Here is a 15,105-nt window from a genome sequence, read left to right as displayed (position 1 = left end):
TGTCCGTCTCTCCATGCGAGTATTTATTGACACGTGTCAATGACAAGCGTGGAAGGGCCTGGCATGAAGCTCAGCCGCATCCTGCTCGTTCTGGTACTGGCGCTGGCCGGGGGTGGGCTGTCCGGCGCGCCGGCGGCCGCTGAACCGGTGCATCGGGTCAGCTACGACAAGCACTCACTGATGGTCGACGGGCGGCGGGTGCTGGTGCAGGCGGCCGAGTTCCACTACTTCCGGCTGCCCAGCCCGGAGCTGTGGCGCGACATCCTGGAGAAGGAGAAAGCGGCCGGCTTCAACGCCGTGTCCGTCTACTTCGACTGGGCCTTCCACTCGCCCGCGCCCGGCGTCTACGACTTCAGCGGTGTGCGTGACGTGGACCGGCTGCTGCGGACGGCCGAGCAGGTGGGGCTGTACGTCATCGCGCGGCCCGGGCCCTACATCAACGCCGAGACCACCGGCGGTGGCTTCCCGGGATGGCTCAAGCTCGTGCCAGGCCGGGCCCGCAGCAGCGCGCCCGGCTACACCGCCGCCTATCGCGAATGGCTCGGGCACATCAACCCGATCATCGCCCGGCATCAGATCACCCGGGGCGGGTCGGTGCTGCTCTACAACGTCGAGAACGAGTACGCGGTGAACACCGACGCCGCCTACATGCAGGACCTTCAGGACACCGCGCGCGGCCACGGCATCGACGTGCCGATCACCACGAACCTGTGCTGCGACGCGGCCTCGTGGACCTCGACCTGGGCGTCGGGGCCGGGGGCGGTGCAGATCCCCGGGGTGGACGACTATCCGCAGTCCTTCGACTGCGGCAACGCCGCGACCGTCTGGGGCGCCTGGGGTCCCGGGATCACCGAGCGGGTCCGCGAGGACGCCCCGGTCTTCGCGGCCGAATATCAGGCGGGCGCGATCGACGTGAACAACGCCGGGTACGAGGCCTGCCGCGAGCTCACCGGGGTGGCGTACACCCGGTACTTCCAGAAGAGCAACCTGATCACCAGCGGGGCTACGGCGTTCAGCTACTACATGGGCTTCGGCGGCACGAACTGGGGCTGGCTGGCCCAGCCGAACGACGTCTACACCTCCTACGACTACGGTGCCGCCATCACCGAGGCCCGGCAGCTCACCGCGAAATACGACGAGTACAAGCGCCAGGGCTACTTCCTGCGGGCCACGGCCGGCTCGCTCACCCGCACCGATCCGGTGGCCGCGCCGCAAGCGGCCGGGCTGGAGACCCTCGCGCGGGCCAACCCGGACGACGGCGCCCAGTTCGTGCTGGTGCGCAACCCGGGCACGGCGGCCGTGTCGAGCACCCTCGACTGGGGCGGCCACGCCTTCCCGGTGACGCTCGCCGGGCGTGACGCCAAGGTCCTGGCCGGCCAGTACGGCTTCGGCGGCCAGCGGCTCGTGGCGTCCACTTCGGAGATCCTGACCCACGAGGCGATCGGCGGGCGGGACATCGCGGTGCTCCACGGCGCCCAGGGCACGCCGGGCGCGACCGTGCTGCGCTACCCGTCCCGGCCGCGGGTGACCGTGCTCGACGGCCGGGTCACGTCGTCCTTCGACCCGGCCGGCGGTGAGCTGCGGCTCGACTACAAGCACAGCGGCCTGGCCCGGGTGCTGATCGACGGCGGAGGGCGGCGGCCGCTGCTGCTTCTGCTCGGCACCGCCGGCACCGCGGCGTCGTTCTGGCGGGCCGACACCGCCGCCGGCCCGGTCCTGGTGCGCGGCACGGGCCTGCTGCGGTCGGCCACGGCGGCTCCGGGTGCCGTGGCGCTCCGCGCCGACACCGCCGAGGCCGGGCCGGTCGAGGTGTTCACGGCCGGGCGCGCGGTGACCGTGAACGGCGAGCGCGTCGCCACCCGCCGCACGCCGAGCGGATCGCTGCTGGGCCGCCTGCCGGGGCCGCGGCCGGTCGCCCTGCCGGCGCTCACCGGCTGGCGGCAGCACGCCGAGGCGCCCGAGGCCGCGCCCGGCTTCGACGACTCCGGCTGGACCGTGGCCGACCGGGCCACGAGTCTGAGCCCGTTCGTCCCGCTCACCCAGCCGGTGCTGTTCAGCGACGAGTACGGCTTCCACACCGGCAGCGTCTGGTACCGGGGCCGGTTCACCGCCACCGGCGGCGAGACGTCCGTGTCGCTCAACGCCATCACCGGCAAACGCGGCAACTATCTGGTCTGGCTGAACGGGCGCTATCTCGGCTCGGCCGCCGGTGGGGTCCAGGCCGACTCGGACGCGCCGGCCAACCCGTCGCCCGGCGCGGGGGAGTTCGCCGTGCCGGCCGGCCTGCTGAAGCCCGGCGCCCCGGCCGTGCTGTCGGTGCTGGTGCAGAACATGGGCCACAACGACGACTGGACGGCCGACGACAACCGGTTCCGGCAGCCCCGCGGGCTCGTCGGGGCCCGGGTCAACGGGTCGCCGGCGCCGGTGACGTGGCGGATCCAGGGCACCGCGGCGATCGATCCGGTGCGCGGCGGGCTGAACAACGGCGGCCTCTACGGCGAGCGGGCCGGCTGGACCCTGCCCGGTCACGCCGATCAGGGCTGGCCGAGAGCCGGCGCGACCGTGCCGGCCGGCGTCACCTGGCTCCGCACCGGGTTCCGGCTCGGCCTGCCGGAGGGGCAGGACACCTCGGTGGTGCTGCGTTTCGGTGGTACGCCACCGGCCGGCTACCGGGCCGTCGTCTATCTCAACGGCTGGCAGGTCGGGCAGTACGGAGCGGCCATCGGCCCGCAGACCGACTTCGTGCTGCCGGCCGGGCCGCTGCGCCCGGACGGCCGGAACACCCTGGCCATCGCCGTCATCGCCACCTCGCCGAGCACGGTCACCATGCCGGGCCTGGCGGTCGCCGGCAGCCAGCGGGGAGGGGTCAGTTGACCATGAGTTACCCAACCGTTACACGGCGGGCTCTTGCTTGAAACGTGACGCAGGCCCGAAGTTTGTCCAAGGACTAAACAAATATCGATGCGGGATGGCTATTCGGCGGGCCGGACCGACCTCAAAGGACACAAGGAGCTCCTGTGCCCCATCGACGCCTTCGAAAAGTGCTCACCGCCGTCCTGTCCTCCTGCGCCGTCCTGGCCGTGACCCTGATCAGCGCGCCGGCCGCCCAGGCGGCCCCGGCCGCCGCGGCCGCCGACCCGTACTCGGTGCTCGTCTTCTCCAAGACCGCCGGGTTCCGGCACGACTCCATCCCGGCCGGGATCGAGGCCATCCGCCAGCTCGGCGCCGACAACGGCTTCTCCGTCGACGCCACTGAGGACGGTGCCGCGTTCACCGACGCCAACCTCGCCAACTATCGGGCCGTCGTCTGGCTCTCGACCACCGGCGACGTTCTGGACGCGGGTCAGCAGGCCGCCTTCGAGCGCTACGTCCAGGCCGGCGGCGGCTATGCCGGCGTCCACGCGGCGTCCGACACCGAGTACAGCTGGCCCTGGTACGGCAAGCTGGTCGGGGCCTACTTCTCGAACCACCCGGCCAATCAGCAGGCCACGGTCAAGGTCGAGGACCACGCTCACGCGTCGACGGCGGAGCTGCCGGAGCGCTGGTCGCGCTTCGACGAGTGGTACAACTTCCAGACCAACCCGCGCGGTGACGTGCACGTGCTGGCCAGCCTGGACGAGACCAGTTACAGCCCGGGCGCCGGCGCGATGGGCAGCGACCATCCGACCGCGTGGTGCCAGGACTACGACGGCGGGCGGGCCTGGTACACCGGCGGCGGGCACACCCAGGAGTCGTACGCCGATCCGCAATTCCTCTCCCACCTCCTCGGCGGCATCCAGACCGCGGCCGGTGTGGTCGAGGCGGACTGCGGCGCCTCGCTGACCGGCAGCTTCGAGAAGGTCGCGCTCGACGGCAACACCAGCAACCCGATGGAGCTGGACATCGCCAAGGACGGCCGGGTGTTCTATGTGGAGCGGGACGGGCGGGTGCAGATCATCAAGCCCGACACCGGCCGTACGGCCACAGCGGTCGACCTGGATGTCTTCACCGGCAACGAGGATGGCCTGATCGGCATCCGCCTCGATCCGGACTTCGCCACCAACGGCTGGGTCTACCTCTACTACGCCCGCAACGACGGGACGCCCCGCAACCTGCTGTCGCGCTTCACCGTCACCGGCGACACCATCGACGTGGCCAGCGAGAAGGTGGTCCTGGAGGTCGGCACGCAGCGCAACACCTGCTGCCACGCCGGCGGCAGCATGACCTTCGACCGCGACGGCAACCTCTACCTGGCCACCGGCGACAACACGAACCCGTTCGAGTCGGACGCGTACACCCCGATCGACGAGCGGCCGGGCCGGCAGGACTTCGACGCCCAGCGGTCCTCGGGCAACACCAACGACCTGCGCGGCAAGGTGCTGCGGATCCATCCGGAGGACGACGGGTCGTACACCGTCCCGGCCGGCAATCTCTTCGCTCCCGGCACCGCCAAGACGCGGCCGGAGATCTACGCGATGGGCTTCCGCAACCCGTTCCGCATCGGCGTCGACCCGGCGACGAGCACCCTCTACGTCGCCGACTACGGGCCGGACGCCAGCACCACCAACCCGAACCGGGGCCCCGAGGGCACCGTGGAGTGGAACATCGTCGGCAAGCCGGGCAACTACGGCTGGCCCTACTGCACCGGCGCGAACTACGCGTACAACGACTACCCGTTCCCGTCCGGCCCGAGCGGCGCCAAGTTCGACTGCGCGGCGCCGAAGAACGACTCCCCGAACAACACCGGCCTCACCGACCTGCCGCCGGCCATCGCGGCGACCGTCGACTACGACTACGGCGGCAACCCGCGCTTCCCCGAGATCGGCGGGGGCGGCGCGCCGATGGGCGGCCCGGTCTACCGGTACGACGCCGCGCTGAGCTCCGACCGCAAGTGGCCGGCCTACTACGACGGCAAGGCCATGTTCGGCGAGTGGAACCAGTCGAAGATGTACACGATGCAGGTCACCGCGGACGGCAAGTCGCTGGTCGACATCAACCAGCTGCTGACCGGGATGAGCTTCATCCGGCCGATGGACTTCGAGTTCGGCCCGGACGGCGCGCTCTACATGATCGAGTGGGGCAGCGGCTTCGGCGGCAGCAACGACGACTCCGGCGTCTACCGGATCGACTACGTGGCCGGTGACCGGGCCCCGATCGCCGCCGCGAGCGCGACACCGACCTCGGGCCCGGTGCCGCTGACGGCGAAGTTCTCCAGCGCCGGCTCCCGTGACCCGGACGGCGGCGCGCTGACCTACGCCTGGACCTTCGGCGACGGCGGCACCTCCGGCGAGGCCAACCCGGAACACACGTACACCAAGGCCGGCAACTACAACGCGCAGCTCACCGTCACCAACCCCAAGGGCCGTACGGCGGTCGCCAACGTGCCGGTGACGGTCGGCAACACCGCGCCCACCGTGTCCATCGAGTTCCCGCCCGACGGCGGCTTCTTCGACTGGGGCGACCAGGTCAAATACACGATCAAGGTGACCGACCCCGAGGACGGCACGATCGAGTGCGACCGGATCCAGCTGCAGGTGCTGCTCGGCCACGACGAGCACGCCCACCCGCTGGAGCAGCACACCGGCTGCACCGGCACCGTGCAGACCGCGCTCGCGGCCGGGCACGGCGCCGAGGCCGACGTCTTCGCGGTGTTCGAGGCGACCTACACCGACGACGGCGGTGAGGGCGGGGCGGCCCCGCTCACCGGCCGCGCCATCGAGCAGCTGCAGCCCAAGCGCAAGCAGGCCGAGTACTACATCGGCACCGGCCGGGTGGCCGGCAGCACCGGCGGTGGCGACGCCGGGGTGCAGCGCGAGACCACCACCGACCCGGCCGGCGGCGGCCAGAACATCGGCTTCATCGAGGACGGCGACTGGTGGTCGCTCGACCCGGCCAGCCTGACCGGCGTCGACTCGATCCGTTTCCGGGTGGCCTCGGCCGTCAACGGCGGCCGGATCGAGGTCAGGTCGGGCGCGGCCGACGGCCCGCTGCTTGCCACGGCCACCGTGCCGGGCACGGGCGGCTGGCAGACCTGGGCCGACGTCACGGTTCCGGTCACCGCCACCGAGACGGAGTCGCTGTTCTTCATCGCCCAGGACCCGGGCGACGGCGCCGGATCGCTGTTCAACGTGAACTGGATGGACTTCCTCGGCCGCGGCGTCACCGAGAACGCTCCGCCCACGGTCAGCGCCACGGCGACACCGGCGAGCGGCACCGTGCCGGTCACCGTCGCCTTCGACGGCACCGCCACCGACGCCGAGGGCGACACCCCGCTGACGTACGCCTGGGACTTCGGCGACGGCGGCAAGGCCGACACGCTGGACGCGAGCCACACGTACAACGCGCCGGGGAACTTCACGGCCACGCTGACCGTCACGGACAAGCGCGGCGCCAAGGCGTACGTCAATGTGCCGGTGAAGGTCGAAGCACCGAACACGGCCTGCTTCGGGGCGCGCTCGGACGACTTCCTCGGTGACGGGCTGAACCGCACGCGGTGGTCGGTGGTCCGGGAGAACCAGACCTTCTCGGTCGGCGGCGGATCGCTGAAGCTGCCCACCATGGTGGGCGACCTCTACGGCGCCCGCAACGACGCGACCAACCTGGTGCTGCAACCGGCGCCGAGCGGGGCCTGGCAGGCCACCACGAAGATCACCCTGCCCGTGACCGCGAACTACCAGCAGGCCGGCCTTCTGGTCTACGGCGACGACGACAACTACGCCAAGCTCGATCTGCTCTACAACGGGTCCCGCACGGTCGAGTTCATCCGGGAGACGGCCGGCACGCCGCGCAACGAGAGCGGCGACAGCGCCCCGGCCCCGGCCGGCGACACGTTCTACCTGCGGCTGATCAGCGACGGGACGAACCTGACGGCGGCCACGTCGGCTGACGGGCAGAGTTTCACGGCGGTCGGGCGGGCGGCCGCGCTGGCCGGCATCGTGAACCCGCGGGTCGGGGTGTTCGCGCTCAACGGCGGCACCACCGCTCCGGTGGTGGACGCGGCGTTCGACTGGTTCCAGATCTCGCCCGACGCGCCGGCCGAGCCGGTCGCGCCGTCGGACGAGTTCACCGGCACGACGCTCGACAAGTGCCGGTGGAACGCGGTCGTCCGGGAGGACGCGACGGCGTACCGGATCGCCGATGGGTCCTTGCGGATCGACACACCGGCCGGTGACATCTATGGCGGGGGCAACACCGCGCCGAAGAACTTCGTCCTGCAGAACGCGCCGTCGGGCGACTGGACCGTGGAGACGAAGGTCGACGGCAGCACGCTGAACGAGCGGTACCAGCAGGCCGGGTTGATCGTCTACGGCGACGACGACAACTACGTCAAGCTCGACTACGTGCTCGACAACGAGGCCGGGCAGGCGGTGAGCCGGCGCATCGAGTTCCGCAGCGAGATCGGGGCGGCGGTACAGGATCCGCAGCCCCAGTCCGGCAACCTGACGTCGGGGGTGTGGCACCTGCGGCTGGCCAAGGCCGGCAGCACCTACACGGCGTCCTACTCGGCCGACGGCACGACGTGGACGTCGTTCCCGGCGCTGACCAACGCCGCCGTCTCCAAGGTGGGTCTCTACAGCATCGGAACCGACCAGACCGCGGCCAAGACGGTGGCGTTCGACTACTTCCGTCTCACCGCGGCCAACTCCGACTCCACCGCCCCGGCGACCGCGGCGTCGGTGTCGGGCACGCCGGTCGACGGCTGGCACACCGGGGATGTCACGGTCACTCTGACTGCCACGGATGCCGGCTCCGGCGTCGCCGGCACGGAATATCAGGTCGACAACGCCACGGCCTGGACCGCCTACACCGCACCGGTTCTGGTCACGGGTGACGGCTCGCACGAGGTGCGGTTCCGCTCGACCGACAAGGCCGGCAACGTGGAGACCGCGAAGTCGGCCGCGGTGAAGATCGACAGCACGGCGCCGCTGACGTCGGCGTCGTTCGCCCCGCCGAACGACAACGGCTGGCACGCCGGCGCCATCCCGGTCACGCTCAGCGCGGCCGACGCCGGATCGGGCGTCGGCAAGCTGGAGTGGTCGCTGGACGGGGGCGCGTGGACCCCGTACACCTCACCCGTGGACGTCAAGGGGGACGGCCAGCACGAGCTGCTCTACCGCTCCACCGACAAGGCGGGAAACGCGGAGACCCTCAAATCCGCGGTCGTACGGATCGACGGGGCCAAGCCGACACTGCTGGTCTCCGGAGTGGCGCACGGTCAGCTCTACGGCGACAGCCAGGACGTGCGCGTCTCGTGGCAGGCGGTCGACCCGACCTCCGGCGTGCAGAGCACCAGCGCGACGCTGAACGGTCAGGCGTACACGAACGGCGCTCTGCTGGCGTTGTACGAGCTGCCGCTCGGCCTGCACGACCTCACCGCGACCGCGGTCGACAAGGCGGGCAACCGCACCACGACCACGGTCCAGTTCTACGTCACCACCTCGTTCCGGGACATGCAGAACCTGCTGGACCGGTTCAAGGCGACCAGCCGGCTCTCGGCCAAGGCCCACAAGGACCTGACCAAGAAGCTGGACGCGGTCCGCAAGGCCGAGGCCGCCGGCAAGGACGACAAGGCGATCAAGGAGCTGAACGCCTTCAGGACCGCGGTTGTCTCTCAGGCGACTGAGGCCGACGTCCGGAACACGCTGCTCCGCGACGCCGACGCGATGATCGTCCGCCTCGGCGGCACGGCCAGCGCGGCCGGCGTCAAGGCGAACGACGGCAAGTTGCTGAAGGGCGCCGGCCGTCTCGGCGGCGATCCGACCCGGATCTCCCCGAGGCGCTGACGTCGGGAGGGCCCGTCCTTTGCGGGGCGGGCCCTCTCCGCTTGTCAGGAGGACGTCAGGCGGGCCGCGAACCGCTCGGCGATGTCCCGGTCGAGCGCGTCCGGCACCGGCTGCACGCCACCGGCGACCGCACCCGTGGCGATGGCGGCGAGCGACGCCGTCTGCAGGGTCAGGCCGAGGTCCATGGCCTCGATCGGGTTGCCGCCGGCGGCCACCAGGTTGATCATGCGGGTTTCGGCCAGCACGACGACGCGGCGGCCGTCGGCGAGCAGGTGCTCGCGGTGGTGTGAGCCGGTGCCGGGGCCTGGGGTGCCGAGCAGCCGCAGGTCCACCTCGTCGCCGCGGTGGCCGACGCCGGCCAGGACCACGCCGTCCCGGAGGCGCTCGATCTGCGCCTGGCCGAGCACGCCGGGCCGCCCGGTGGCGAGGAAGACCAGGTCGGCGCCGGGGAGGAGATCCTCGGCGGGGCCGGTGCCGTGCCCTTCGAGGGCGGCCTCGAGGCTGCGGTACGGGTCGATCTCGGCCACCGACACCCGGGCGCCGAGCAGGCGCAGCGTCTGGGCCACCCCGCGCCCGCACGGGCCGTAGCCGACGACCACGGCGTTCGCGCCCGGCAGCATGCGGTTGGTGGCGTTCATGAAGCCCTGCACGACGCTCTGCCCGACCCCGAACCGGTTCTCGACCAGCTGCTTGAGCGGGCTGTCGTTGATCACCACGACCGGGAAGGGCACGCCGGCGTGGCCGCCCTCACGCAGCCGCAGGCCACCGGTGGTGGTCTCCTCGGTGCCGCCCCGGAAATGCCGCGGGACGCCACGGGCGAGAAGGCCCAGGGTCAGGTCGGCGCCGTTGTCCAGCAGCAGGTCCGGTTCGAGGTCGAGAACCTGGGTGACCTGCGGATCGTCGTCACCGGCGTACACCTCGACGCCGATCTCGCGCAGAGCCGCGACCACCTCGGGCCTGGTCGTGCCGGGGGAGCCGGTCAGGCGGACGTGGGCGCCGGCCCGGACCAGGAGGGTGGCCAGGACGGCGGTCTTCGGTTCGATATGAAGGCACATTCCCAGCCGTACGCCGGCGAAAGCGTTTTTGGAACGGCTCATCGTCTCGTGCAGGAGAGGCATGTGGGCGGCGGCCCAGCGAACGGCCGGGTGTTCGTACGAGGACAGCAAGGACTCAGAAATCATGTCGGTTTTGTCTTCCAGTGGTAGTCGGCGGGCAGGGGAGAGCCGGCCGGACCTACTGGTAGAAGTCCATGCGGTAGGAGTGGTCACCGAACACGGCCCGGCGCCGCGGAGGGCGCACGCCGGGCATCGAAGTCATGCGGCGATGGTAGCCGAGGCCGCGATCGTCTGAAGTCAGCAGCGCCAGTACACGTACCGCCAGTAGCCGGCGCCGGTGAACTCGGCGTCGCCGTTGGCGATGAGCTGGACCAGGCCGCCGTTGTAGTTGACGTTGTCGGTGTAGGGGCGGGTCGTCCACAGGACGCCGCCGTTGGTGGCGTAGACGGCGAAGTAGCCGTCGGGGGAGTTCCAGGCGTGGGCGCCGTTGTAGCCGTACGTGTTCGACGCGGCGCACACCCGCTGGCTGCTGGTGCCGAAGTTCTCGTACAGGACAAGGTTGCCGTCCGTCTGCATGTTGAGCCGGAACCGGCCCTTCACCAGATATTGCCCGCCGGTCAGCGACTGGCCGGTGGTCAGGTAGGACTGGCCGGGGGCGGCCTGGGCCGGAGTCACCACGAAGAACGCCAGGAGCGCGGTGAACAGCGTGGCGGCGGCCGCGATCGTACGTCGGAATCTCATGTCCCATCCCCTCGTGAGTCGTGCTTCCGTCGCAGGTCTACCAATCACCATCGATGCCCGGAAGACTCCGCCGCGGGGCCCCCGACCGAGGGCCCCGCATGGGGGTCCGGGTCACGATGACAGGTGACGGCGCGTTCGACGTCGGTCCGTTCGTCAGCGAACAGACCCGCGTCGAGCAGGGAAGACGGCTGCGCAATCCGCGCGTGCGGGTGCTGCTGGAGGTCGGCGCGGAGCTCCTGCAGGAGAGCCTCGGCGGCGGGATCGACGACCCGTTCCGATTCCCGACCGTGCCGGCCGTCTGCGCGCGGGCCGCCCTCGACGAGGAGTTCGCCGGGCAGGACAACCCGGCCAGCAGCGCCCGCAACGCGTACGCCAAGACGTGGCCGACGAAGGCCCGCTTCGACTCCGACCTCGTGATCTACGCGCTGACCGTGCCGAGCTGGTTCGCCGGCGACGACTACGCGTTCGAGACGGTCCGCGAGCTGATCGACGACGAGGTACCGGTGGACGCGGTGTTCGAGCGGATGGCGTTCAACGAGGCGGTGCTGTTCGAGCACAAGCACTTCCGCCTCCAGGTGCTCATGCAGGCCCTGGCGCCGGACGTGCCGATCATCCGGGAGGCCCTCGACCGGATGTACGAGGCGATCACCGACGCCTGGGCCCGGACCGCCGAAGGCATCCTGGGCTACTACGGCCTGACCCTGCGGCCCGGCCTGACCGTCACCGACCTGGCCACGATGCTCACCGCGATGGCCGAAGGGCTCGGCCTGCGCCGTCTGGTGCGCCCGGGCGACCGGGCCTTGATGGACCGTGAACGCGGCACTACCCTGCTCGCCAGCGGCGTGTTCGCGGTGTTCACGGCATGCCTGCGGGAGGAGGGCGACGACCGCACGCTCGCCGCCTTCTGCCGCGAGACGACCGGTGTCACGCCGAGGGCGGTGCTCAAGTAGGCATGTATGACGACCCTTTCGAGACTTCGGAGCGGGCGGCGTTGCGAGAGGCGACGGCTTCGTTCGTACGGCGGGAGATCGTGCCCCACCTCGGCCAATGGGAGCGCGACGGCGAGATACCGCGGGAACTGCATCGGCGGGCGGCCAAGGCGGGGCTGTACGGAATCGGATTCGCCGAGGAACACGGCGGCGACGGCGGCGACACCGTGGACGTGGTGGTGGCGGCCGAGGCGTTCCTGGAAGCGGGTGGCTCGTCGGGGTGTCACGCGGCGCTGTTCACGCACGGCATCGCGCTGCCGCACATCGTGGCTTCAGGGGACGGCGGCCTGATCGATCGCTTCGTCCGGCCGGCGCTGGCGGGCGAGAAGGTGTGCGCGCTCGGCATCACCGAGCCGGACGCGGGCTCGGACGTGGCGGCGTTGCGGACCACGGCGGTGCGGGACGGCGACGAGTACGTCGTCAACGGAGCCAAGATGTTCATCACGTCGGGCACGCGGGCCGATTTCGTGACGACCGCGGTGCGTACGGGCGGTCCTGGGGCTTCCGGAATCAGCCTGTTGGTCGTGGAGAAGGGGACGCCGGGCTTCACGGTGTCGCGGCGGCTCGACAAGATGGGCTGGCTCTGCTCGGACACGGCGGAGTTGTCCTTCGCCGACTGCCGGGTGCCGGCGCGCAATCTGATCGGTGAGGCGTTCCCGCTGATCGCGCAGGTGTTCGTGCCGGAACGGATCGTGATGGCCGTGCACGCCTATTCAGTGGCGCAGCGATGCCTCGACCTGAGCGTGGAGCACACGCGGGACCGGTCGACGTTCGGAAAGCCGCTCGCCGCGCGGCAGGTGGTGCGGCACAAACTCGTGCAGATGAGGCAGCGGATCGAACTGGCCCGGACGTACACGAGGCGGGTGGCCCTGCGGCACGCGGCCGGGGAGATGGTCGTGGGGGAGGCGTGCTTGGCGAAGAACGCAGCGGTGGACGCGTGCCGATACGTGGTCGACGAGGCGGTCCAGCTGCACGGCGGCATGGGCTACATGCGCGAGTCGGAGGTCGAGAGGCATTACCGCGACGCGCGAATCCTGGGAATCGGCGGCGGGGCCAGCGAGGTGATGGCCGACCTCGCCGCCAGAATCTTCGGGTACGGCGGTTAGTCGTCGCTGTACTTCTTGACGGTCGCGGTGATGAGAGAACCCGACTCGACCGTGGAGCCGGGCTTGAGGTCCTGTGCGAGCACCACCCAGTTCGCGTCGATGACCGGCAGGCGGTGCGCCCCGGTGGCGTCCTTGGCCGGGGCGACGATGAGGCCGGCCGAGCGCCACAGATCCTGCGCGGACTGGTAGTCGAGGCCCACGCCGCTGGGCACCTTGACCTTGGCCGGGGCCGCCTTCGTGGTGACCGCCTTGGTAGTGGCCGGTGCGGTGGTGGCCGGTGTCGTCGCCGGGGCGGAAGTGGGAAGCTCCGCGGGCTGGGCGGGGACGGCGGCGGTGGTCGGGGCAGCCGCCGTGGTCTGCTGGGCGGACGCCTGAGCGGCGGCGCCCTGCGCGTAGCCGTCCGCGAAGCTGTCCTTGGCGTCGCCGCTGGACACCGCGGCGATGACCGTGCCGCCGACGCAGAGGACGAGAACGGCGCCCACACCGCCGAGGACCCAGGGCAGCTTGCTGCGCTTCTTCGGCGGATATCCGGTCCCGTACGGGTCGGCCGGCACCTGCCAGGAAGGCTGGGGCTGATCCGGGTGCGGCGGCGGGTAGGACACGGGTTCTCCTAGCGAGGACTGGGCTCAGTTGAGGCAAAGCGCACGACGGCCCCAACCTAAGGTGAGGTCGGGGCCGTCGGTGCCGGTCGTTCGGAGCTGTTCTGAAGCCGTTCGTGCTAAGCCATTCGTGCTAGGCGTACGGGTTGAAGGGGATGGCGGACGGCTTGGCGGCGTTCAGGAGGTATTCGAAGGAGCCGTCTTTGATTTTGATGGTGGCGGAGCCGAAATTGGCGGCCATCAGTTTGTCGCGCAGGGCGACTGTGGGGTAGCCGTTCCAGTCGACCACGGGTGGGTAGCGCCAATTGTGGTAGTGGTTCTCCGGCGGCTCGTCGTTGCTGTTGGCGAGGCGGAAGAAGTGGGTGGAGGCGCCGTCCTTGTGGTAGACGACCTTCGGGTGGCTGCCGTCGAAACGCACCTGGGAACGGGCGTAGGTGACCTGCGAGCTGTGCTGGGTCGTGGTGACGTACTCGACCTGGTTCGACGTTTGGCTGACCCAGGAGATCACGTGTTCCCAGTCGTGGCGGTGGCCGCCGAGGCCGCTGCCGGCGACCGCCTGGTCCTTTTCGAAATAGCTGGCGTAGACGATGGCGCACCAGCCGTTGTTGCATTTCGAGCGGGCGTACGTCTGTGAATTGTCCAGGTCCCATTGGTCGCGGCAGGAGCCGTTGACGGCGCCGGTGGTGTTCAGGCCGCCGTTGATCGTCCCGTCGGGGCCGATGGCGGGGACGGCGTAGCAGCCGTCGGTGTCGTAGTCGTAGGCCGGGGAGAACGATTGCTCGTACCCGCCGGCGTTCTGGGGGAGGTTGTGGGGAGGGTCGGCCAGGGCGGGGGAGGCCGCGACCAGCAGGAAGAGGGTGGCGAGACCGGACACGGCCCCGAGGCGTACCAGGCGCATGGCTGATCTTCGCGGTTGTGATTCACAAGCGTCAATAGATGGGGCGTGAACACAGAGCGGCGGCCGGGTCCCTAGGCTGGAGGGATGAAGGTTCTGTCCATCCAGTCGGCGGTCGCCTGGGGCCACGTCGGCAACTCCGCGGCCGTGTTCCCGTTGCAGCGCATCGGCGTCGAGGTCGTCCCGGTCTATACGGTCAACTTCTCCAACCACACGGGGTACGGCGCGTGGCGCGGCCCGCTGATCCCGCCCGCGGACGTCGCTTCGGTGTTGCTCGGCGTGGAGGAGCGCGGGGTGTTCCCGCAGATCGACGCGGTGCTGTCGGGCTATCAGGGCGGCGTGGGCATCGGCGACGTGATCGTCGACGCGGTGCGCCGGGTGAAGGAGGCCAACCCGGCGGCGGTGTACGCCTGCGACCCGGTCATGGGAAACGCGAAGTCGGGCTGCTTCGTGGCGCCGGAGATCCCCGAGCTGCTACGCGACAGGGTGGTGCCGGTGGCCGACATCATCACGCCGAACCAGTTCGAGCTGGGCTTCCTGACCGGCACTTCACCGGACACCATTGAATCGACCCTGGCGTCGGCCGACCTGGCCCGGGAAATGGGCCCGTCGACGGTGCTGGTGACAAGCGTGGAACGCCCGGACCGAGAAGAGGGCACGATCGAGATGCTGGTGGTGGACCCGGCCGGCGCCTGGTTGGTGAACACGCCCCACCTGCCGTTCAAGGCGAACGGGTCGGGGGACGTGACGGCGGCGTTGTTCACCGCGCATTACGTGGCCACGAAGGACGCGGGGGTGGCGCTGGAACGTACGGCCTCAAGCGTCTTCGATTTGATTGAGACGACTTACCGCTCCGGCCAGCGGGAGTTGCAGTTGGTGGAGGCTCAGGAGTTCTACGCGAACCCGCGCATGCAGTTCAAGTCCGAACGGGTGCGTTGACGGCAGCGGTCGCACCATG

9 protein-coding genes are annotated in these 15,105 nt (G+C 70.4%); 5 read left to right on the top strand and 4 right to left on the bottom strand.

Annotated features, from left to right (window positions below; all coding sequences use genetic code 11):
- The first annotated feature begins 63 nt into the window (after positions 1-63).
- Both ACFY36_RS10840 and ACFY36_RS10835 read left to right on the top strand, forming a co-directional pair.
- A complete protein-coding gene (locus ACFY36_RS10840; RefSeq protein ID WP_499745715.1) occupies positions 64-2,874 on the top strand; it encodes a beta-galactosidase in 2,811 nt (936 codons plus the stop codon).
- A gap of 143 nt (positions 2,875-3,017) precedes the next feature.
- The gene (locus ACFY36_RS10835; RefSeq protein WP_499745714.1) at positions 3,018-8,762 is read left to right on the top strand and encodes a ThuA domain-containing protein; all 5,745 of its coding nucleotides are present in this window, start codon (positions 3,018-3,020) and stop codon (positions 8,760-8,762) included.
- A gap of 44 nt (positions 8,763-8,806) precedes the next feature.
- On the opposite strand, the gene ACFY36_RS10830 is transcribed toward ACFY36_RS10835, so the two are convergent.
- Together ACFY36_RS10830 and ACFY36_RS10825 are read right to left on the bottom strand one after the other, a co-directional pair.
- Positions 8,807-9,943, bottom strand: coding sequence for an adenosylhomocysteinase (locus ACFY36_RS10830; protein WP_499745713.1), 1,137 nt, complete (start codon positions 9,941-9,943; stop codon positions 8,807-8,809).
- A 171-nt stretch (positions 9,944-10,114) separates the two neighbouring features.
- Positions 10,115-10,558, bottom strand: a complete 444-nt coding sequence (locus ACFY36_RS10825) for a hypothetical protein (RefSeq protein WP_499745712.1) — start codon at positions 10,556-10,558, stop codon at positions 10,115-10,117.
- Between the two features lie 98 nt (positions 10,559-10,656).
- Between ACFY36_RS10825 and ACFY36_RS10820 the strand changes: the two genes are divergently transcribed.
- Both ACFY36_RS10820 and ACFY36_RS10815 read left to right on the top strand, forming a co-directional pair.
- Positions 10,657-11,508, top strand: coding sequence for a hypothetical protein (locus ACFY36_RS10820; protein ID WP_499745711.1), 852 nt, complete (start codon positions 10,657-10,659; stop codon positions 11,506-11,508).
- A 2-nt stretch (positions 11,509-11,510) separates the two neighbouring features.
- The gene (locus tag ACFY36_RS10815) at positions 11,511-12,653 is read left to right on the top strand and encodes an acyl-CoA dehydrogenase family protein (RefSeq protein WP_499745710.1); all 1,143 of its coding nucleotides are present in this window, start codon (positions 11,511-11,513) and stop codon (positions 12,651-12,653) included.
- Here the strand turns inward: ACFY36_RS10815 and ACFY36_RS10810 are convergent.
- Positions 12,650-13,255, bottom strand: a complete 606-nt coding sequence (locus ACFY36_RS10810) for a hypothetical protein (RefSeq protein WP_499745709.1) — start codon at positions 13,253-13,255, stop codon at positions 12,650-12,652. The two genes, ACFY36_RS10815 and ACFY36_RS10810, sit on opposite strands and share 4 nt — an antisense overlap.
- A 130-nt stretch (positions 13,256-13,385) precedes the next feature.
- The gene (locus ACFY36_RS10805; protein WP_499745708.1) at positions 13,386-14,150 is read right to left on the bottom strand and encodes an NPP1 family protein; all 765 of its coding nucleotides are present in this window, start codon (positions 14,148-14,150) and stop codon (positions 13,386-13,388) included.
- An 84-nt stretch (positions 14,151-14,234) separates the two neighbouring features.
- Between ACFY36_RS10805 and pdxY the strand changes: the two genes are divergently transcribed.
- The gene (pdxY, locus tag ACFY36_RS10800; protein WP_499745707.1) at positions 14,235-15,086 is read left to right on the top strand and encodes a pyridoxal kinase PdxY; all 852 of its coding nucleotides are present in this window, start codon (positions 14,235-14,237) and stop codon (positions 15,084-15,086) included.
- Positions 15,087-15,105 lie beyond the last annotated feature (19 nt).

It is taken from the genome of Actinoplanes sp. NPDC000266, from assembly GCF_042899005.1.
In the GTDB taxonomy this organism is placed as follows: Bacteria; Actinomycetota; Actinomycetes; order Mycobacteriales; family Micromonosporaceae; genus Actinoplanes.
Note: the sequence above shows the minus strand (reverse complement) of the source record. Positions and strands in the feature narration are given on the sequence as shown.